Genomic DNA, 20,545 nt, shown 5'->3' on the forward strand with positions numbered 1-20,545 from the left:
CAACCCCATGAACGATGGACGCATTACGTGAATGCCGGCCAGCGGCCGGCACTACCCAAGAACGATATCACCGGTAGCGCCGGCCGCTGGCCGGCACCAGGACCTCAGCGCTTCAGCTGCGCCAGGATCTCGCGGGTCATCGGATCGGCAACCGCCACGTCCTCGCCCTGCAGCGCCGGCAGCAGGCCGCTGGCCAGCTGCTTGCCCAGTTCGACACCGAACTGGTCGAAGGCGTTGATGTTCCAGATCACCGACTGCACATACACGGCGTGCTCGTACATCGCGATCAGCGCACCCAGCGCCTGCGGCGTCAGCGCATCGAGCAGGATCAGCGTGCTCGGGCGGCCACCCGGATAATCGCGGTGCGGATCGTCACTGCCCTGGCCGTTGGCCAGCGCTTCGGTCTGCGCCAGCAGGTTGGCCAGCAGCGCCTGGTGATTGATCGTGTAGGGATCGTCGTTGTGCACGCAACCGATGAAATCGGCCGGAACGATGCTGGTGCCCTGGTGCAGCGCCTGGAAGAAGCTGTGCTGCACGTCGGTGCCCGCCCCACCCCACCACACCGGCACGGTATCGGTGGTGACCGGCTGGCCATCACGCTGCACGCGCTTGCCCAGGCTCTCCATCACCAGCTGCTGCAGGTAGGCCGGCAGCAGCGCCAGGCGCTGGTCGTAGGTCATCACCGCATGGGTGGCGCAGCCCAGCAGGTTGCGGTTCCAGATGTCGGTCAGCGCATGCAGCACCGGCAGGTTGCGCTCCAGCGGTGCGTCCAGCGCATGCGCATCCATCAGCGCCGCGCCTTCCAGCAGCTGTTCGAAACGCTCGAAACCAATGGCCAGCGCAATCGGGAAACCGACCGCCGACCACAGCGAGTAACGGCCGCCCACCCAGTCCCACATCGGCAGCACGCGCTCGGCAGCAATGGCGAAGGCCTTGGCGGCGCGCTCCGGATTGGCGCTGACTGCGTACAGGCGCTCGCTACCGCCCAGCCAATCGTGCAGGATCTGGCCGTTGAGCAGGGTTTCCTGGGTGCCGAAGGTCTTGGAGATCAGGATGCCGGCGGTCTTGGCCGGATCCAGCGCGGCCAGCGTGCGCTGCATGGCGGCGCCATCCACGTTCGATACGAAATGCACGCGCAGGCGCGCACCGGTAACCGGGCGCAGCGCATCGGCGACCAGGCGCGGACCGAGATCGGAACCACCGATGCCGACGCTGACCACATCGGTCACGCCGCTGTCTTCCAGCGCGCGCACCAGCACGCCCATGCGCTGGCGGATTTCGCGGGCGGTGGCATAGGCCTCGGCCGCCACCGGCGCATCCACCACGTCGCCACGCAGCGCGGTGTGCAGTGCGGCACGGCCTTCGGTCAGGTTGACCTGCTCACCACGGAACAACCGGGTGATGGCGTCGCCGACATCACGGTCGGCCGCCAATGCCAACAGCGCCTGCAGCGCTGCGGCATCGTATTTCTGCCGCGCGAAATTGACGTACAACGGACCGACCCGCAGCGCCAGATCCTGGACGCGGCCGGGTTCGGCGGCGAGCAGGCTGGGAATGCTTGCGCCCTTCAGGCGCTGGGCGTGGGAATGCAGCGAGTCGAATCCGTTGTTCGTTGTCATGCGGCCTGTGTCGGGATCGTGTCGTTGGTGTGGGTGATCTGGTTGCTGCCATCAACGTACACCAGCTTCGGCTTGAAGCTGTCAGCTTCCTGCTCGGTCATGCTGGCGAACGCGGCGATGATGATGATGTCACCGACCTGCACGTGGCGCGCGGCGCCACCGTTGAGCGAGACCACGCCGCTGCCGGCTTCGGCGCGGATGGCATAGGTCGAGAAGCGCGCACCGTTGGTCACGTCCCAGATGTGCACCTGCTCGAACTCGCGGATGCCGGTGGCAGCCAGCAGGTTGTCATCGATGGCGATGGAACCTTCGTAGTTCAGCTCGGAATGGGTGACGGTGGCGCGGTGGATCTTGGTCTTGAGCAGGGACAGGTGCATGGGGGCGCTGCAACGGCAAAGGAAAGAGCGGATTCTAGCACCCGTCCGGCCATCGGCATCACGACCGGCAACCTGTTCAGGAAGCGGGCCGGCAGGGAGAGCTGGGGTCAGATCCCTTTTCCTGCGGAAAAGGGATCTGACCCCATCCAGACATCAGAATTCCAGGTTGTCGATCAGCCGGGTCGTGCCCAGCCGTGCGGCGATCAGGGCCACGCGGCCACCGCCGTCAAAGCTCGGCTCGGCCAGCTCCGGCGTGCGCAGCACCGCATAGTCGACCTGGAAACCGGCGGCCTGCAGCGCCGCCGTGGCGTCCGCTTCGATCTGCGCCCGCGTGTGCCCGGCCACGTAGCCTTCGCGCATGCCCAGCAGGGTGCGGTGAATGGTGGTCGCGTGCGGGCGCTGCTCGGCACTCAGGTACTGGTTGCGCGAGCTCTTGGCCAGGCCGTCCTCGTCACGCACGATCTCGGCGCCGACGATCTGGATCGGGAACGACAGCTCGGCCACCATCTGCTTGATGACGGCCAGCTGCTGGTAATCCTTGCGCCCGAACACGGCCACGTCCGGCTGCACCTGCAGGAACAGACGCGCCACCACCGTGCACACGCCATCGAAATGGCCCGGGCGACTGGCACCCTCCAGCACTTCGCTGACACCCGGCGCGTGCATCTGCGTGGTCTTGTCCACGCCCAGCGGGTACATCGTCTCCACGCTGGGCAGCCACGCCGCATCGCAGCCGGCCTGCTCCAGCCCGGCCACGTCGGCCTCAGGCGTGCGCGGGTAGCGACTGAAGTCCTCATTCGGCCCGAACTGGGTCGGGTTGACGAAGATGCTCGCCACCACCTTGTCGGCGTACTGGCGGGCCAGGGTCACCAGCGAATGGTGCCCCCCATGCAGGTTGCCCATGGTCGGCACCAGCGCCACGCGCAGGCCCTGCTGCTTCCACTGCGCAATCTGCTCGCGCAGTGCGCCAAGTTCGTTGAAGGTCTGGATCATTGGGCGTAGGCGTGCTGTTCGTCGGGGAAGCTGCCGTCGCGCACGGCGTCGGCGAAGGCGCGGGTGGCACCGGCCACCGAACCACCTTCGGCCAGGAAGTCCTTGACGAACTTCGGGCGGCGATGGCCGCTGTCCAGGCCGAGGAAATCGTGCAACACCAGCACCTGGCCATCGCAGTGCGGGCCGGCACCGATGCCGATGGTCGGCACGTCCACCGCAGCGGTGACTTCGGCCGCCACCGGCGTCGGCACGCATTCGAGCACCATGATGCTGGCGCCCGCCGCGGCCACGGCCCGGGCATCTTCCACCAGCTGGCGCGCGGCATCGCCACGGCCCTGGATCTTGAAGCCGCCCAGGCGCAGCACCGACTGCGGGGTCAGGCCCAGGTGCGCGCAGACCGGAATCTCGCGTTCGACCAGGTAGCGGATGATGTCGACCTTGAAACCGGCACCTTCGATCTTGACCATCTCCGCGCCGGCCTGCAGCAGCTGCAGCGAAGCATCCAGCGCTCGCTCCGGGGTGGCATCGGCACCGAACGGCAGATCGGCCACCAGCAGCGCACGCTGCAGTACGCGGGCCACGGCGCGGGTGTGGTAGACCATGTCGGCCACGGTCACCGGCAGGGTCGAATCATGGCCCTGCACCACCATGCCCAGCGAATCGCCGATCAGGATCAGGTCGACACCGTTGGCGTCGAAGGTGCGGGCGAAGCCGGCGTCGTAGGCGGTCAACATGACCAGCTTCTGGCCATTGCGCTTGGCCTCGGCCAGGGCGGGAACGGTCCAGGGCTTGCTGTCTGCGTGGGTGCTCATGTGCTGATAACCGGGGGAGATAACCCGGGCATTATCACCCTATCGGCGCGATCCCGCAGGCATCCACCCGCATCACTGCATCCTGCACGCGGCCATGGCCGGGAATGGCCAGATCGGCAGCGATTTCGGCCAACGGCACCAGAACGAAAGCACGCTCGTGCAGGTACGGATGCGGCACCTTCAGATCGGGCAGATCCAACACCTGTTCGCCGTACAGCAGCAGATCCAGGTCCAGCGCTCGCGGCCCCCAATGCACCGCCGGATCGCGGACGCGGCCGAACTGCCGCTCCAGCCCGAGCATGGCCTGCAACAACTCGAGTGCAGGCAGATCGGTGAGCACCGCCGCCACGGCGTTGACGAACGGCGGCTGGTCCTCGTTGCCCCAGGCCGGGGTGGCATACAGGCGTGACGCCTGCAGCAGCCGCGTTGCAGGCAGGTCGTCCAGCGCGGCGATCGCCGCGCGGACGGTGTGGGCGGCGTCGCCAAGATTGGCGCCCAGCCCGATCCAGGCACGGGTCATGGCTTACTCGGCGGCACTGCCCGCCGGACCGCCCGCGCGGCGACGGCGACGGCGACGCTTGCGCGGCGCCCCACCGTCCTCATCACCGCCTTCGCTGTGCATCGCATCGAGCGACGACTCCAGTTCATGGCCCGATTGCGCCTGTGCCTCGCGCCAGAACGCGACATCGGCTTCGTGCTCGGCCGAGGCCACCTGGCGCAGGGCCAGGAAGTCGAATGCGGCACGGAAACGCGGATGGGTCAGGGTGCGGAACACGCGCTTGCGCTGGCGCGAGCCGAAGCGCGACTGCAGCAGCCAGATTTCCTGCATCGGCAGCGAGAAGCGGCGTGGCAGTGCGATGGTGCTCAGCTGCTGCACGGTAACGCGGTCGGCAGCACGACGCTGCGCCTCTTCCGGTGCCACGCCCTGCTTGAGCAGGGTCGCCTGCGCGCGGCAGAACGCCGGCCACAGCAGCAGGGCGAACAGGAACGCCGGCGACACCGGCTCATCATTGGCCACGCGCGCATCGGTGTTGGCCAGGCCTTCCACCAGCATGCGCCGCAGTGCGCCGGTGCGGTTCGATTTCAGCGCCTTGGCGCTTTCCGGGAACAGCACGTCGAGCAGGCCATAGCGCTCCAGGCCCTCGAAGCTGGCCACGCCGTGCCCGGACAGGAACAGCTTGAGCACTTCCTCGAACAAGCGCGCCGGGGCCGCTTCGTTGAGCAGGCCGGCCAGATGCGGGATCGGCGCAGCCGTGCCCTCTTCGATCTGGAAGCCCAGCTTGGCCGCCAGCCGCACCGCGCGCAGCATGCGCACCGGATCTTCGCGGTAACGCTGCTCGGGGTCGCCGATCAGCTTCATCAGGCGCGCCTGCACGTCTTCGAAACCACCGGTGTAGTCGCGCACCGAGAAGTCTTCGATGGCGTAGTACAGGGCGTTGCAGGTGAAGTCGCGGCGTACGGCGTCGTCTTCGATGGTGCCGTACACGTTGTCGCGCACCAGCATGCCGTTTTCCATCTCGCGGTCGCCGCTGCCGTCATCGCTGTTGGCGCGGAAGGTGGCGACTTCGATGATTTCGCGGCCGAACACCACATGGGCCAGGCGGAAGCGTCGGCCGATCAGGCGGCAGTTGCGGAACAGCTGCTTGACCTGTTCGGGCGTGGCGTCGGTGGCCACGTCGAAATCCTTGGGTTGGCCATTGACCAGCAGATCGCGCACCGCGCCGCCGACAAGGTAGGCACCGAAGCCAGCATCGCGCAGGCGGTAGAGCACGCGCAGGGCATTCGGGCTGATCTCCTTGCGGGAGATGGTGTGCTGGTCGCGCGGGATGACGCGCAGGCTGAACGGTGATGTAGCAGGGGAAATGATGTTGGCGCTTCCGGTTGAAGTTTCGGGATTGCCCAATGGCATCGAGGTGCATATACTAGCGCTCCTGCCTCGGCAGCGACACCAGTTACGCTCCCTTCGTCTAGTGGTTAGGACGTGGCCCTCTCAAGGCTAAAACAGGGGTTCGAGTCCCCTAGGGAGCGCCAGTCGCCGCAGCAGGAACCGAAAAAGCCCGCCTTGTGCGGGCTTTTCTGTTTTCCAGGGTTTGCAATGGCATCGATCGGCTTGGTCGCTTTGGCGCCTGCCTGCTCCTGCGCAGGAGGGGGCGGGCCACCCTTGCCTGGACACGCAAAAGCCCATCCATGGAGCTCGATGGCGCCTTGCTCGCGAAGCATTGCTTCGCAAGCGCCCGAACGCACAGCCGCCAGCGGCTGGGCCGGACCGCGGAGCGGGGTTTACGGCGTGTCCTGGATCGGCGGGCCTGCCGCCTCCCCTCGTTACAGGGAGGCGCTGAAAAGGTGAGTGCCGTCAGCCTTCCATCTGCTCCAGCTCCTTGCCCTTGGTCTCGCGCACGTAGCGGACCACGAAGAAGACCGAAAGGATGGCCGCAACCGCGTAGATGCCATACGCGCCGGCCAGACCGATGCCGGCCAGCAGCATCGGGAAGGTCACGGTGATCGCGAAGTTCGAGGTCCACTGCGCCGCGCCGGCCACCGCCAGCGCCGGGCCGCGGATCTGGTTGGGGAACATCTCGCCCAGCATCACCCACATCACCGGACCCCAGGACATGTTGAAGAACACCACGTAGACATTGGCCGCCACCAGCGCCAACCGCCCCATGCCATCGGACAACTGCAGGCGGCCATCGACCAGGCTGCCGCTGGCAAATGCCACCACCATCAGCACCAGCGCCACCGACATGCCGACCGAGCCGACCCACAACAGCGGCTTGCGGCCGATGCGGTCGATCAGCACCACCGTCAGCAGGCAGGCGCCAATGCTCAGTGCGCCGGACAGCACGTTGATCAGCAGCGCGTCGCCTTCGGAGAATCCAACCGCCTGCCACAGCACCGCACCGTAATAGAACACCACGTTGATGCCGACCAGCTGCTGGAACATCGCCAGGCCGATGCCCACCCACAGGATCGGACGCAGCTTGCCGGTGACCTTGTCGCGCAGGTCGGCAAAGCGTGGCTTGTGCTGGTCCTGGGCCAGGCTGGCCTCGATCTCGGCCTGCTTGGCCGCCGCTGCCACCTCGCCATACAGGCGCGACAACACCGCCCTCGCCTGCGCCTGCCGGCCCTTCAGCACCAGGAAACGCGGGCTTTCCGGAATCACCAGCAGCAACAGCAGGAACAGTGCCGAGGGCAGCGCCTGCATCCAGAACATCCAACGCCAGGCTTCATGGCCCAGCCACAACGGCTCGGTGGACGCACCGGCGGCACGCGCCAGCAGGTAGTTGCTGAGGAAGGCGGCGAACAGGCCACAGATGATGGCCATCTGCTGCACCGTGGCCAGCCGTCCCCGATAGCGTGCCGAGGCGACTTCGGCAATGTAGGCCGGCGACATCACGCTGGCCGCACCCACCGCAAAGCCACCCAGCACGCGTGCGGCGATGAACAACCAGGAGGCATGGGCGGCGCCGGCGCCCAGCGCCGACACCAGGAACAGCAGCGCCGACACGATCAGCACGCCACGGCGGCCCAGCCGGTCACCCAGCCACCCCGCCAGGAACGCGCCGATCGCACAGCCCAGCAGCATCGAGGCGACTTCGAAGCCGAGCGCCGCCTCACTGGAATTGAACGCCTGGCGCAGGCCGTCGACCGTGCCGTTGATGACACCACTATCGAAACCGAACAGGAATCCACCGAGGGTGGCCACACAGCTGATGAGGACGATGAACGCAGTGTTCTCGCCGCCCTGGGAGGCGGTACCGGGCTGGGCTTGGGACATGGACGATCCTGCTGGAAGGGAAGGCGGCCACCTGCGGCGACCGGGCGCCCGCAGCGTCGCACAGGCCCCACCCTGTCGCCAACGGGCGCGCGGCCGAGCCTGCCAGACGCCCGTTTTCCGCCCCGCGCCGACACCGGGGCCCAACCTGTTCTAGAATTGTCGGGTTCAGGAATCGATCCACCCCCAGCCCATGCCCTTTGTCGTCACCGAAAACTGCATCAAGTGCAAACACACCGATTGCGTGGAAGTGTGCCCCGTGGATTGCTTCCACGAAGGCCCAAACTTCCTGGTGATCGACCCGGATGAGTGCATCGACTGCACCCTGTGCGAGCCGGAGTGCCCGGTCAATGCGATCTTCCCGGAGGACGATGTCCCCGCCGGCCAGGAAGGCTTCGTCGCGCTCAACGCCGAGCTGTCGCGCGAGTGGCCGGTGTTGACCGTGCGCAAGGACCCGCCTGCCGACGCCGGCGAGTGGGATGGCAAGCCGGACAAGCTGAAGCTGCTGGAGCGCTGAGAAGCGCCCGCCACGGCAACAGAAAAGGGCGCCATCGGCGCCCTTTTCTGTTCTCGGCAGGGGCCAACCTGGGTTGGCACAAAAGCGCCGACCAGGGTCGGCCTCTACCAAGGCACGTCTTCCGGTAGGTGCCAACCTTGGTTGGCACAAAAACGCCGACCAGGGCTCGCCTTACTGCGCCAGCTTCGCCTTCAGCGCGGCGATCAGCTTCACCGGCGCTTCTGCAGTAGCCGGCAGGCCACGCGGGTCGACCGCGGAGATGTAGGCGCCGGCATCGACGGCGACCACACGGACCAGGAAGTTGCTGCCTTCATAGGCCACATCGTACGAACCCAGCAGCTGCGCGCGGCTGGCGATGGTCACGCCTTCCACGCCTTCCAGGGCAGTACCGACCTTGGCGAAGGCTTCATCCTTGCCACCGGCAATGGTGAAGCCGGTGTTGCCCATGGCCGGGGCCGCAGCAACCGGGGCCGCCGGCTTGGTCGCCGAGGCCAGGGTCGGCACCTTGTTGTCACCGGTGGTGGCCGGCAGGTTCAGGTCCGGCGGCACTTCCAGCGGACGCATTTCCGGGGCCAGGGCATAGTCGCCCTTGACGCCACGCTTGAAGCAGCCGGTGGTGCCGGCGGCGACGGCCACGGCAAGCAGGGCATAGGACAGGACGCGGACGGTGGAAACGGATTGACGCATGTGAATCTCCTGGATCAGACCAAGACGGGAGGTCAGTGGCTGGAAAGGGCTTCGAGGGCGGCGATGTCGCCGGCAAGATGATCGGCGGCCGCATGGTGCGATGCCGACAGCGGCAGCAGCGGCAGCCGCAGATCGTGACCGATGCCGAGGCGGCGCAGCAGCGCCTTGACCGGGATCGGGTTCGGCTCTACGCCGCAGAAATCATGGAACGGTTGCAGGCGCGCATCCCACGACCCGGTGGCTTCGTGGTCGTGGGCCGCGGCCAGCTCGCACATCCGTCGGTAGGCGCCCGGCAGCACGTTGGAGCCGACCGAGATCAAACCATCGACACCGGCCTGGATCGAACGCGCGGCGGTGCCGTCATCGCCACTGAGCACGGCGAACTGCGGGCTGCGCAGGGCCAGCAGCGCCTGCACGCGGCCGGTGTCGCCCACCGCTTCCTTGATGCCGACGATATTGGGATGGCTGGCCAGCTCGGCCACAGTCTCCGGCTGCATGTCGCAGCCGGTACGGCCGGGCACGTTGTACAGCACCACCGGCAGCCCGCCCTGGTCGGCCACCGCACGGTAATGCGCGATCAGACCGGCCTGGGTGGGGCGCACGTAGGGCGGCGTGACCACCAGCGCGTGGCTGGCCCCGAGCGCGGCGGCGCGGCGGGTCTGTTCGATGGTCTTGGCGGTACCGGACAGACCGGTGCCGGCCATGACCGGAATGCGGCCGCCGATGCGCTCGACCGCGCTGGCCAGCAGCAGGTCGTACTCGGCATCGGTGAGGGTTGCTGCTTCACCGGTCGAGCCGGCAACGACAACGCCATGGACGCCACCTTCCAGTTGCAGATGCAGCAGGCGCTGCCAACCGTCGGGATCGAGGGCGCCGTCGGCCCGGAAAGGGGTCGCCAGCGCGGTGATGAGGCCGGAAAGGGACAAGGACGTGCTGCTCTTGGCTGGGAAGGGAAACGCCCGCCACGAAAGGCCGGGGGCGACCTGAATGTTACTTGCGGCGCGAAAGCACGGGCAAGTATGCTGGACACCGGTGGATCCCCGCCTCTGGCGGGCATTCAGACTCACGCATGCATTACCCGGAATCGCCTTGACCGACACCACCCCGCGCCCCGCGCCGAGCGAAAACCACCTCCTGATCAACGCCTATACGACGCATCCGGAGTCCCCCCTGCTGTCCGTGACCCGCCGCATTGCCGACAGCGGCTGCAATCTGGTGGACGCACGGCTGGCCACGGTCGGCCGCGACGTCTCGGTCACCGCGCTGGCCACCGGCTCGTGGGACTCGGTCGCCAAGCTGGAAGCGATGCTGACCCGGCTCGAGCGCGAGGAAGGCCTGAAGCTGGTCTGGTACCGCACCGCGGCCAAGCAGGCGCAGTCCAACCTGCTGCCGTACATCGTCGAGGTGATCGCCGCCGACAAGCCGGGCATCCTGTTCCAGCTGGCCGATTTCTTCGACCGCCAGGGCATCACCATCGAGAACCTGCAGAGCACGCGCTACCGCGCCATGCAGACCGGTGCGGAGATGTTCAGCGCACAGGTCACCATCGGCGTGCCGGCCAACATGCACATCGCCGCGCTGCGCGACGATTTCCTCGAGTTCTGCGACCACCTGAACCTGGACGCGATCATGGACCCGATGAAGTTCTGAATGAATTCCTGATTTTTTCGCGCGCCTCTCACAGGCGCGTGGCGTTTCATGCAATTGTCGTAGAAAGAACCCAGGCTCGACAGAAGGACCTCATGAACAACGGCGACACCCTGGACAGCACCACCCTCTCCCTGCCGCTGGCCCTGTCCGGCGGCGCCCACGCCACCCTCGGCGAGTACGCCGGCCAGTGGTTGGTGCTGTACTTCTACCCCAAGGACAGCACCCCGGGCTGCACCACCGAAGGCATCGACTTCAACGCGCTGCTGCCGAAGTTCAAGAAGGCCGGCGCGGTCGTGCTCGGCGTCTCGCGCGACTCGGTGAAGTCGCACGACAATTTCTGTGCCAAGCAGGGCTTCAGCTTCCCGCTGGTCAGCGATGGCGACGAAGCGCTGTGCACCACCTTCGACGTGATCAAGATGAAGAACATGTACGGCAAGCAGGTACGTGGCATCGAGCGCAGCACCTTCCTGATTTCCCCCGACAGCCGCATCGTGCAGTCCTGGCGCAAGGTCAAGGTTGCCGGCCATGCCGATGCCGTTCTCGACGAACTGAAGGCCTCCCAGTCCAAGTGAGTCCCATTGCCCACCGTGTCCGCCATCACCCTGCCCTGCAGCAGGAAGTGATGGTTTTTCCCTGTCCGTAACCAGGAACCGACGATGACCCGAGGCAAGCGCATCTACGTGCTGGATACCAACGTGCTGATGCACGATCCCACCGCGCTGTTCAAATTCGAGGAGCACGACGTCTACCTGCCCATGCAGGTGATCGAGGAGCTGGACAACGGCAAGAAGGGCACCTCCGAAGCGAGCCGCAACGCCCGCCAGGTGAGCCGCTTCCTCAACGAGCTGGTGCAGGCTTCGGGCCTGGACAACCTGGCCGATGGCATTCCGCTGCAGCGGCCCAATGGCCTGCAGCTGCGCGGCAAGCAGAGCGCGGGCAAGCTGCGCTTCCAGACCAGCCATTTCGATGCCGGCAAGAGCTTCGGCAAGGTCATCCCGGACAACGCCATTCTCGGCGCGATCCTGGCCCTGAAGGAGGAAACCCCGGACCTGCCGGTGGTGTTCGTTTCCAAGGACATCAACCTGCGCATCAAGGCCGCCATCGCCGGCATCGTGTCCGAGGACTACGAGAACGACCGTGCGCTGGACGATTTCAGCCTGCTCTACACCGGCGCCACCGAGCTGCCGGAAGACTTCTGGAAGCGCCACGGCGACGACCTGCGCAGCTGGAGCGACAAGGGCCGCACGCATTACGAAATCCAGGCGCTGGACGGCGAGGAGTGGTACCCGAACCAGTACGTCTACCTGCCCGGCGAAGACGAAGTCGAGCTGCGGGTCAGCCGCGTGGTCGGCGATGGCAAGGTGGTGCTGTCGCTCGTCGATGACTTCCGCCACGGCAGCCACGCCGTGTGGGGCATCAGCGCGCGCAACCGCGAGCAGAACTTCGCGCTCAACGCGCTGATGGACCCGGAGATCGACTTCGTCACCCTGCTCGGCACCGCCGGCACCGGCAAGACCCTGCTGGCGCTGGCCGCCGGCCTGGCGCAGACCATGGACCAGCAGCGCTACCGCGAGATCATCATGACCCGCGCCACGGTCAGCGTCGGCGAGGACATCGGCTTCCTGCCCGGTACCGAGGAAGAGAAGATGACGCCGTGGATGGGCGCGCTGACCGATAATCTGGAAGTGCTCACGCACAACCAGGAAGGTGGTACCTGGGGCCGCCAGGCCACCAACGACCTGCTGGCCAGCCGCATCAAGATCCGTTCGATGAACTTCATGCGCGGCCGCACGTTCCTGTCGCGCTACCTGATCCTGGACGAGGCGCAGAACCTCACCCCCAAGCAGATGAAGACGCTGATCACCCGTGCCGGCCCCGGCACCAAGATCGTCTGCCTGGGCAATGTCGAGCAGATCGACACCCCGTACCTGACCGAGACCACCTCGGGACTGACCTACGCGGTGGACCGCTTCAAGAACTGGCCGCACAGTGCGCATATCACCCTGCGCCGTGGCGAGCGCTCGCGCCTGGCCGATTACGCCTCGGAGGTGTTGTGAACCGCTGCACCCGCCTGCTGCTGCCCACGGCGGCGATCACCCTCGCCGCCGCTCTGGGCGCCTGCACCACCACGCGCGGCCCGGCCAGCGTGCCGACCGCCGAGCGCACTGGCCAGTCGTGGGTGGTCACCCGCCCGATCATCGCCGCGCAGGTGCTCGACACCTGCTCGCGCACCAGCCCCGGCCGCGAGGCCGGGCGGGTGTCGGGGTACTGGGCGCCCAGCCGGCAGCAGGTCGACCAGCTGGAGGCGAAGCTGTCGTCGCTGGAAACGCAGGTGCCGAAGGTGCTGGACTTCGACCGCCAGTACGTCGGCATTGAAAGCACCGGCAAACGGCTGATCTACATCAACGCCTTCCATCTGCCCGACGACAGCGGCATCAATCCGGCACGGGAAGCGATCCGTGTCTGCGATGGCGGCGCGCAGTTCTGGGGCGCTGTGTTCGATCCGTCCACCAGCACCTTCAGCGAGCTGCAGTTCAACGGCGGCCTCGGCGGGCCCTGAGGGCCCGCCATGGGAATACGCCTGCCGACCTGGGTCTGGATCGGCGCGGTCGCGTTGTCGTGCGTGGCCGGCATGGTCAATGTGGTCGGTTTTCTCGGCTTCGAGCATCAGGCCGTCAGCCACATGACCGGCAGCACCAGCCAGCTGGGCATGGCGCTGGCGCAGGGTGACTGGCGCGCCGTCGGCCATCTGTGGGGTCTGCTGATCGCGTTCTCGCTCGGCGCGATGCTCAGCGGCCTGCTGATCCAGGACAACACCCTGCAACTGGGGCGTCGCTACGGCGTGGCATTGGCGCTGGAATCGGCGCTGCTGCTGGTCGCCATTCCGCTGTTCGAACAGCAGCAGATCTGGGGCGCACTGGCTGCCGCCATGGCCTGCGGCCTGCAGAACGCCATGGCCACCACCTTCAGCGGCGCGGTGGTGCGCACCACCCATCTCAGCGGCATGTTCACCGACCTGGGCATCGGTCTGGGCCACCTGCTGCGCGGACTGCCGCTGCAGGTGCGGCGGCTGACCCTGAGCGGGCTGATCATCAGCGGCTTCCTCGCCGGCGGAGTCATTGGCGCCTGGCTGTTCGTGCGCTGGCAGTACGACGCCCTGCTCGCGCCTGCCCTGCTGACCGGCCTGACCGGGCTGGGCTACGTGCTGTACCAGCAGTGGGCGCGCTGGCGCCGTTGAGGGTCGTGCTGCAGGCGCCCGGGGGTCAGATCCCTTTTCCGCAGGAAAAGGGATCTGACCCCGTCTGCCGCGCAGTCGAGCAAGCTCGACTCTACCCGCGCATGCGGGACCACGGCACAATCGACGGATGAGCCCGACCACTCCCGTCTCCGCCCTCACCATCGCCGGCTCCGATTCCGGCGGTGGCGCAGGCATCCAGGCCGACCTGAAGGCGTTCGCTGCGCATCGCGTGCACGGCCTTTCGGCGATTGCCGCGCTGACCGCGCAGAACACCCGCGGTGTCATCGCCGTGCATGTGCCGCCGATCGACTTCCTGCGCGCACAGCTGGAGGCGTGCTTTGACGACTTCGACATCCACGCGGTGAAGCTCGGCATGCTGGCCAACGCCGAGGTGATCAACACGGTGGCCGAAGTACTCGAGCGCCATCGCCCGGCGCACGTGGTGCTCGATCCGGTGATGGTTGCCACCAGCGGCGCGCGCCTGCTGGAAGACTCCGCATTGCAGGCCCTGCGTGAACGCCTGATTCCGCTGGCCACCCTGATCACCCCGAACACGCCGGAGGCAGAACTGCTGGTGGGCCGGACGATCAGCAACGGTGATGACGCCGAACGGGCCGCCGCGACCCTGCTCGACCTCGGTGCCGGCGCCGTGCTGCTCAAGGGTGGCCACCTGCAGGAAGGCAGCCGGGTGGTCGACCGCTACTTCGACGGCGTCAGCAGCGAAGAATTCATCCACACCCGCCTGCCACTGGATGCGCATGGCACCGGCTGCACGCTGGCCTCGGCCATCGCCGCGCAGCTGTGCAACGGCCTGAGCCTGGCCAATGCCTGCGAAGCCGGCATCGACTACGTTGCGCGCGGCCTGCAGCAGGGCTATGCGCCGGGCCGCAGCGAAGTGCTGGTGCTCGACCATTTCGGCGCGGCACCGCACGCATGACGCTGACACCAGACACCGTTGCCGTGCAGTGCGACGATGGCCACCGCTATGAAGTGATCGCCTGCGTGCCTGCACAGCCGATCGCACGCCTGCTGTGGCTGCCGGCACTGGGCGTGGCCGCGCGCCATTACCTGCCGTTGGCGCAGGCGCTGGCCGCAAAGGGCGTGGCGGTCTATCTGCATGAGTGGCGCGGCAACGGCAGCAGTTCGCTGCGGCCGTCGCGCACGCAGGACTGGGGCTACCGCGAGGTGCTGGAGCAGGATCTACCCACCAGCCAGGCGGTACTGGCCGCCGCGGACGATGCCGCCGGCGCCCTGCCCTGGATCATCGGCGGCCACAGTCTCGGCGGGCAGCTGGCCTGCGTGCATGCCGGCCGCAACCCGCAGCACTTCAACCGGCTGTGGCTGGCCGCCAGCGGTTCACCGTTCTGGCGCGGTTTCCCGCCACCACGTGGCTGGCTGCTGCCGCTGGTCTATCGCTTCCTGCCGTGGATCGCGCAGCGCCAGGGGGTACTGCATGGCCGTCGCCTCGGCTTCGGTGGCACCGAGGCGCGCGGGCTGATTGCCGACTGGGCGCGGGTGGGCCTGAACAATCACTATGCCGCCGCCGGCATGGACGAAGATCTGGATGCGCAGATGGCGCGCGTGCACGGCAGCGCACAGGCGGTGCTGATGGAGCACGACTGGCTGGCGCCTTCCGGATCGATGCAGGTGCTACTGGCGAAGTTGCCGAATGTTGCCGCACAGCTGCGCGTGCTGTCTGCGCAGGAACTGGGCACGCGCGCCGATCATTTCGCGTGGCTGAAGGCCCCGGAGGCGGTCGCTGGCAGCTTTTTCATTCAGTTGGGTGAAAATTTTCACAAAACTGTTGACGGTACGCGCCGACATCCGCATAATTCCGCTCCTGTCGCAGGGCGCCCGTAGCTCAGTTGGATAGAGTACCTGGCTACGAACCAGGCGGTCGGGAGTTCGAATCTCTCCGGGCGCACCACTCGACAGGTTTCCAGCATCCGCCGCTGGAAATGTTTTAAAATTTGATTGTGTACCGCGCGCCCGTAGCTCAGTTGGATAGAGTACCTGGCTACGAACCAGGCGGTCGGGAGTTCGAATCTCTCCGGGCGCACCATACACAGTCAGCACAACAAGTTTATGTAATTGGCGCCCGTAGCTCAGTTGGATAGAGTACCTGGCTACGAACCAGGCGGTCGGGAGTTCGAATCTCTCCGGGCGCACCATTACACCGAAACAGCAGGCCACGGCCTGCTGTTTTTTTATGCGTGTTTTTCGGCAGGGCTGCGCCCTGCACCCCTGGTAGTGCCGGCCGCTGGCCGGCAACCTCAACGGCAAAAGCAACAGCTGGCATTCCGTGGGCTGGCGGGGCGGCATGGGCAGGCAGGACACGCCGTAAACCCATCCATGGGGGCTCGATGGCGGCATCCATGCCGCCAACGGTCCTGCCTGCCCATGCCGCCCCACCTCTGACAGATTCTCGCGATCTGATGGATCCACGCCATGCGTGGATGAATCTCCATCGAGTTCGAGTATTTCGATAATTGATCGAAGAGCATCCACGCATGGCGTGGATCTACCGTGTCGACCAAGGTCGACACCTACCAACAGCCGCAGGAATGTGTCGAAGGCGGGGTGGATCCGGTTGCGGGAGTGTCCGCGGCATGGATGCCGCGGCCAAGCCCCCATGGACGGATTTACGGCGTCTCCCGCAACCGGACCCACCCCGCCATCCCTCAGCAAACCAGCTTCTGCTGTTGCTGTTGCTGTTGCTGTTGCTCTGGATCGTAGCGGGTGCAGGGCGCAGCCCTGCCGTACACCTACCCCCTGGCCATCGCCTGCCACCACTGCGACAGCAGCTCCGGCCTGCGCAGGCGCTCGCGCCACCAGCGCAGTGCGGCACCGTCCTCACCAGTGCGCCAGGCCAGCCAGAAGGTCTCTTCCGGCTTGTGTTCCTCCACCTCGCGGATCACCAGCTGGCCGCGTGCCACCGCTGCACGCGCACACGGCTCGGGCAGGAAGCCGAAACCCACACCCTCGCATTGCAGTTTCAATTTGCTGGCCATGTCGGGCACCGTCAGCATCTCCTGCCCCATCAACAGCCCCACCGTGCGCGGCAGCAGCCTGCGCGCCGAATCGGAAACGGCGATCGCGCAATGCTCGACCAGCTGCTCGCGCCCGAGCACACCGTCCACTGCGGCCAGGGGATGGCTCGGCGCGACCGCGAACACGAATTCCACCGTGCCCAGCGGCTCCACCACGTAGCCACCGCCGCTGGGCCCCTCGCCCGGCGCACCCACCAGCAGGTCGGCGCGCCGATCCAGCAAGGCTTCCCACGTACCAGACAGGGCTTCGCCGATCAGCCGCAGCCGGGTCGGCGCTTGCGCCTCACGGAATGCAGCGATGTCCAGCCCCAGCAACCAGGTTGGAAACACCGAGTCCACCGCCAGGGTCAGCTCGGTCTCCCAGCCGGATGCGACCCGGCGCACCCGCAGCTCCAGTTCACGGGCCGCGCGCAGCAGGTGCCGGCCTTCATCCAGCAGCGCACGACCGGCCTCGGTGGGCTCGGCTCGCGGCCCCACCCGGTCGAATAACTGAACACCCAGATCCTCCTCCAGCTTGGCCACGGTGTAGGAGATGGTCGAGGGCACCTTGTGCAGCGCCTTGCCGGCGCCGGCGAACGAGCCGCGGCGGTCGATGGCATCCAGGATCTGCAGGGCATCGAGGCTGAGCTTGAGCATTCGAATTTTTCGATGATGGCTGTCAAAACTATCCGTTTTTCAAAGCCAAGGCGCAAGCGGATACTTCTCTCCAACGGGGGAAACACGCCGACTACCGGCCCACCCCGCCCCATCGAAACCATCGAACAAGGAGATTCCATCATGCTGCAGATCCGCAAGAGCGCTACCCGTGGCCTGGCCGAGCATGGCTGGCTGTCCTCGCGCCATACCTTCTCGTTTGCCAACTACTACGACCCGCGCTACGTCAGCTTCGGCCCGCTGCGGGTGATCAACGAAGACAAGGTGATCGGCGGTCAGGGCTTCGGCACCCACAGCCACAGCAACATGGAGATCATCTCCTACGTGCTCGGCGGTGCACTGGAACACAAGGACTCGATGGGCACCGGCTCGGTGCTGCGCTATGGCGACGTGCAGCGCATGAGCGCTGGTAGCGGCGTCAGCCACAGCGAGTTCAACCACTCGGCCGACGAGACCGTGCACTTCCTGCAGATCTGGATCTTCCCGGACACCGAGAACATCGCGCCGTCCTACGAGGAGACCCACTTCACCCCGGACAGCAAGCGTGGCCAGCTGCGCCTGATCGCCTCGCCGGACGGGGCCGACGGTTCGCTGCGCATCCACCAGGATGCCCGCATCTTCGCCACCATTCTCGATGGCGGCCAGAAGCTGCACCACGCACTCGGCACCGGTCGCGGCGCCTATGTGCAGGTGGCGCGTGGCCAGCTGCAGGTGAACGGCATCACCCTGGAAGCCGGTGATGCGCTGCAGATCAGCGACGAAGCGCAGCTGACCCTGGAAAACGGCAACGACGCCGAAGTGCTGGTGTTCGACCTGCCGCTGTAACGACAGCGCCCGCGCACTTGTAGAGCCGAGCCCACGCTCGGCTGGCTGTCAAACCGCCAGCCGAGCGTGGGCTCGGCTCTACAGGACCGGCGTCAGAACCTGTACGTCATCGCCAGCCGCACATTGCGCGGCTCGCCCCAGGTGTAGGTGCTGTACCAGCTGAAAATCGTGTAATACCGCTTGTCCAGCAGGTTGTTGACGTTGAGCGTGGCCGACAGGCGATCATTGAATTCATAGCGCGCCATCGCATCGAGCAGCCAATACGGCTGGGTGCGATGCACGACCTGCGCACCGGTGGCCGGGTTGCTGATCTGGCCGAACGTGGAATCCTGCCAGCGCGCGCCACCGCCCAGTGTCAGCCCCTTCCAGTCGCCACGCAGGCGATAGCTGCTGTGCAGGCTGAACTGGTTTTCCGGTTCCAGCGTGGTGACCTTGGCACCGGCCTGGCGGGCGATCTTGTGCGAGAAGCCACCCTGCACCTGCCAGCCCTCGGCCAGCTGGCCCGACATCTCAAGCTCGTAGCCTTTGGTACGCACGCCCATCAGGGCGCGATAGGCATCCTGCCCGTCGGGAGTCTTGCCGCCGGTGGGCTGGGCGAAGTTGTCCTGGTCGAGCTGGAACAACGCCGCACTGGCATTGAAGCGTCCATCGAGGAACTCGGCCTTCAGGCCCATCTCGTAGCTGCGCCCTTCCAGCGGATCCAGCGCCTTGCCCTGCTCGTCGCGTTCGCTGTGCGGCTTGAAGATGGTGCTGTAGCTGGCATACACCGAATAGTGCTCGCCAAGGTCATAGACCACACCGGCATATGGCACGAACACGCCGGTCTCGTGCGTGCCCGGCGAACGGTAGCTGGCCAGGCGGCTGCCCACGATCACCTTCAGCGGATCGGCAACGTCGAAGCGACCGACCACGTACAGGCCATTCTCGCGGGTCACTTCATTGTTGTCGTAGCTGCGCTGCCATTGCGGCTCGGCAATGTCGCCCTGCCATGCACGGTAGTTGGGTACCTCGGTCGGATAGCCGGGCTGTGGCGCGTAGCCGGTATTGGTCCAGCGCTTGCGCGAGGCGCTGCCACCGACCACCAGCTCATGCTCGCGGCCGAACAGGCCGAAGTGACCACTCAGGTAGAAGTCGGCTGCATTGCTGACGGTCTTGCCAACGTACTTGCCCAGCCACAACGACACGCCCTCGCCGGTGACCGGATCGGGATTGCCACCGGCTGCACCCGCCAGCGCGGCGTCGTAGCCGTTGACCTGGTGGTTGAGCTGCAGCTTGGCCACCCAATCGTTGGCGAAGCTGTGCTCGAGCGTGGCAAAGCCGGTGCGCACATACTGGCGCCAGCCACTCCAGCGGGTGCCGTTGTTGAACGAGCGCGGCATGTCGTTGAAGTTGCCGGCACTGTCCAGCAGCGGAATGCCGCCCCAGGTCGAGCCCTTCGGGTCGCTGTCCATCGCATCACCGCCCACGGTCAGCAGCGTGCGCTCGCCCAGATCGGCTTCCAGCACTGCGTAGCCGACCTTGCTGGTGCGCTGGTAGTAATCAAGATTGGAGTGCTTGTCCTGCCAGGCACCCACCGCACGACCGCGCACGCGCCCATCGGCGGTCAGCGGGCCGCCGACATCGATCTCGGCGCGGTAATCATCCCAACGCCCCACACCCAGCGTCGCGCTGCCGGCAAAGTCCTTGCCGGGCTTCTTGCGCACCAGGTTGATGGTCGCGCCGGGATCACCCATGCCAGTCAACAGGCCGGTGGCGCCCTTGAGCACTTCGATGCGGTCGTAGATGGCGGTGTCGCTGAGCGTGTTGCCTGCCGAATAGGCCGAGTCACGCGACATCGGGATGCCGTCGTACTGGAAGTTCTGCACGGCGAAGCCGCGTGCGTAGTACTCGGTGCGCTCGCTGTCATAGGTGACGATGCTGATGCCCGGGGTCACCCGCATCACGTCATCGATACCGTGCAGGCCAAAGTCATCCATCTCGGCGCGGGTGATCACGCTGATGGTCTGCGGCGTCTGCCGCGGGGTCAGCACCAAGCGGGTGGCGGTGGCGATGGTGCCCGGCGTGTAGGCGCCGCTGCCTTCGGTGATGGTGCCCAGCTGGTTGGCCGTGACCTGCACGGTCTGCAGGGTCTGCGAGGTCGGCGCCTGCGTGGCCGCGTCGCGGTCAGCAGTGGACTGCGCGGCCGCGCTGGCGCTGCTGGCCAGTGCAGCGATCAGCAGGCTCTGCGCGAGCGCCTGTGGCAGCAGGCGGCGACGCAGCGACAAAGGCGAGATACGGGCAACGGGCACGGACAGCACGACGGGACCTCCACGATCGAGTGGGATCCTCTGGCGACGGCTGGAGGGAAT

20 protein-coding genes and 4 tRNA genes are annotated in these 20,545 nt (G+C 66.5%); 13 read left to right on the forward strand and 11 right to left on the reverse strand.

The window, feature by feature from the left end; translation table 11 throughout:
- Positions 1-104 precede the first annotated feature (104 nt).
- From pgi to pcnB, 6 genes are all read right to left on the reverse strand, one after another.
- On the reverse strand, positions 105-1,619 hold the full coding sequence (gene pgi / locus C9412_RS17465) for a glucose-6-phosphate isomerase (protein ID WP_107232787.1): 1,515 nt from the start codon (positions 1,617-1,619) through the stop codon (positions 105-107).
- Entirely contained in the window at positions 1,616-1,996 is a 381-nt protein-coding gene (gene panD, locus C9412_RS17470) for an aspartate 1-decarboxylase (protein ID WP_008268179.1), read from the reverse strand. Before panD ends, pgi begins: the two co-directional genes overlap by 4 nt.
- A 153-nt stretch (positions 1,997-2,149) precedes the next feature.
- Entirely contained in the window at positions 2,150-2,989 is an 840-nt protein-coding gene (gene panC, locus C9412_RS17475; RefSeq protein ID WP_107232788.1) for a pantoate--beta-alanine ligase, read from the reverse strand.
- Positions 2,986-3,801 (reverse strand): 3-methyl-2-oxobutanoate hydroxymethyltransferase, encoded by an 816-nt coding sequence (gene panB / locus C9412_RS17480; protein WP_107232789.1) that lies wholly within the window; start codon positions 3,799-3,801, stop codon positions 2,986-2,988. The genes panC and panB overlap by 4 nt, the downstream gene beginning before the upstream one ends.
- 34 nt (positions 3,802-3,835) lie before the next feature.
- A complete protein-coding gene (gene folK, locus C9412_RS17485) occupies positions 3,836-4,321 on the reverse strand; it encodes a 2-amino-4-hydroxy-6-hydroxymethyldihydropteridine diphosphokinase (protein ID WP_107232790.1) in 486 nt (161 codons plus the stop codon).
- A 3-nt stretch (positions 4,322-4,324) separates the two neighbouring features.
- Positions 4,325-5,710, reverse strand: a complete 1,386-nt coding sequence (gene pcnB, locus C9412_RS17490; RefSeq protein ID WP_181358758.1) for a polynucleotide adenylyltransferase PcnB — start codon at positions 5,708-5,710, stop codon at positions 4,325-4,327.
- A gap of 47 nt (positions 5,711-5,757) precedes the next feature.
- Here pcnB and C9412_RS17495 point away from each other — a divergent pair.
- A tRNA-Glu gene (locus C9412_RS17495) sits at positions 5,758-5,832 on the forward strand.
- A 322-nt stretch (positions 5,833-6,154) separates the two neighbouring features.
- On the opposite strand, the gene C9412_RS17500 is transcribed toward C9412_RS17495, so the two are convergent.
- Positions 6,155-7,579 (reverse strand): sugar porter family MFS transporter, encoded by a 1,425-nt coding sequence (locus C9412_RS17500; protein WP_107232792.1) that lies wholly within the window; start codon positions 7,577-7,579, stop codon positions 6,155-6,157.
- 190 nt (positions 7,580-7,769) lie between these two features.
- Here C9412_RS17500 and fdxA point away from each other — a divergent pair, with 190 nt between their 5' ends.
- The gene (fdxA, locus tag C9412_RS17505; protein WP_057496885.1) at positions 7,770-8,093 is read left to right on the forward strand and encodes a ferredoxin FdxA; all 324 of its coding nucleotides are present in this window, start codon (positions 7,770-7,772) and stop codon (positions 8,091-8,093) included.
- Positions 8,094-8,264: 171 nt separating this feature from the next.
- Here the strand turns inward: fdxA and C9412_RS17510 are convergent, their stop codons facing one another.
- Both C9412_RS17510 and dapA read right to left on the reverse strand, forming a co-directional pair.
- Entirely contained in the window at positions 8,265-8,780 is a 516-nt protein-coding gene (locus C9412_RS17510) for a hypothetical protein (protein ID WP_107232793.1), read from the reverse strand.
- A gap of 32 nt (positions 8,781-8,812) precedes the next feature.
- Entirely contained in the window at positions 8,813-9,706 is an 894-nt protein-coding gene (gene dapA / locus C9412_RS17515; protein WP_107232794.1) for a 4-hydroxy-tetrahydrodipicolinate synthase, read from the reverse strand.
- A 163-nt stretch (positions 9,707-9,869) separates the two neighbouring features.
- On the opposite strand from dapA, the gene C9412_RS17520 reads away from it, so the two are divergent.
- The 10 genes from C9412_RS17520 (at position 9,870) to C9412_RS17565 (ending at position 15,839) form a co-directional block, all read left to right on the forward strand.
- Entirely contained in the window at positions 9,870-10,430 is a 561-nt protein-coding gene (locus C9412_RS17520; protein WP_005409051.1) for a glycine cleavage system protein R, read from the forward strand.
- A 92-nt stretch (positions 10,431-10,522) separates the two neighbouring features.
- Positions 10,523-11,002: a peroxiredoxin gene (locus C9412_RS17525; protein WP_107232795.1), complete on the forward strand. Its 480-nt coding sequence runs from the start codon at positions 10,523-10,525 to the stop codon at positions 11,000-11,002.
- A gap of 84 nt (positions 11,003-11,086) precedes the next feature.
- The gene (locus C9412_RS17530) at positions 11,087-12,487 is read left to right on the forward strand and encodes a PhoH family protein (protein WP_107232796.1); all 1,401 of its coding nucleotides are present in this window, start codon (positions 11,087-11,089) and stop codon (positions 12,485-12,487) included.
- Positions 12,484-12,990: a hypothetical protein gene (locus tag C9412_RS17535; protein WP_107232797.1), complete on the forward strand. Its 507-nt coding sequence runs from the start codon at positions 12,484-12,486 to the stop codon at positions 12,988-12,990. The genes C9412_RS17530 and C9412_RS17535 overlap by 4 nt, the downstream gene beginning before the upstream one ends.
- A gap of 9 nt (positions 12,991-12,999) precedes the next feature.
- Entirely contained in the window at positions 13,000-13,668 is a 669-nt protein-coding gene (locus tag C9412_RS17540) for a YoaK family protein (RefSeq protein ID WP_107232798.1), read from the forward strand.
- Between the two features lie 127 nt (positions 13,669-13,795).
- A complete protein-coding gene (gene thiD, locus C9412_RS17545; protein WP_107232799.1) occupies positions 13,796-14,605 on the forward strand; it encodes a bifunctional hydroxymethylpyrimidine kinase/phosphomethylpyrimidine kinase in 810 nt (269 codons plus the stop codon).
- Positions 14,602-15,528, forward strand: a complete 927-nt coding sequence (locus tag C9412_RS17550; RefSeq protein ID WP_107232800.1) for an alpha/beta fold hydrolase — start codon at positions 14,602-14,604, stop codon at positions 15,526-15,528. The genes thiD and C9412_RS17550 overlap by 4 nt, the downstream gene beginning before the upstream one ends.
- Positions 15,519-15,595 (forward strand) — tRNA-Arg (locus C9412_RS17555). Before C9412_RS17550 ends, C9412_RS17555 begins: the two co-directional genes overlap by 10 nt.
- 58 nt (positions 15,596-15,653) lie before the next feature.
- Positions 15,654-15,730: transfer RNA gene (locus C9412_RS17560), tRNA-Arg, on the forward strand.
- A gap of 32 nt (positions 15,731-15,762) precedes the next feature.
- Positions 15,763-15,839: transfer RNA gene (locus C9412_RS17565), tRNA-Arg, on the forward strand.
- A 594-nt stretch (positions 15,840-16,433) separates the two neighbouring features.
- Here the strand turns inward: C9412_RS17565 and C9412_RS17580 are convergent.
- Complete coding sequence (locus C9412_RS17580) at positions 16,434-17,354, reverse strand: LysR family transcriptional regulator (RefSeq protein WP_107232802.1); 921 nt, start codon at positions 17,352-17,354, stop codon at positions 16,434-16,436.
- 141 nt (positions 17,355-17,495) lie between these two features.
- Between C9412_RS17580 and C9412_RS17585 the strand changes: the two genes are divergently transcribed.
- On the forward strand, positions 17,496-18,197 hold the full coding sequence (locus C9412_RS17585) for a pirin family protein (RefSeq protein ID WP_107232803.1): 702 nt from the start codon (positions 17,496-17,498) through the stop codon (positions 18,195-18,197).
- A gap of 92 nt (positions 18,198-18,289) precedes the next feature.
- Here the strand turns inward: C9412_RS17585 and C9412_RS17590 are convergent, their stop codons facing one another.
- Complete coding sequence (locus tag C9412_RS17590; RefSeq protein WP_107232804.1) at positions 18,290-20,494, reverse strand: TonB-dependent siderophore receptor; 2,205 nt, start codon at positions 20,492-20,494, stop codon at positions 18,290-18,292.
- Positions 20,495-20,545: the final 51 nt, after the last annotated feature.

Source organism: Stenotrophomonas sp. Nf1 (assembly GCF_003028475.1).
Taxonomy (GTDB): Bacteria; Pseudomonadota; Gammaproteobacteria; order Xanthomonadales; family Xanthomonadaceae; genus Stenotrophomonas.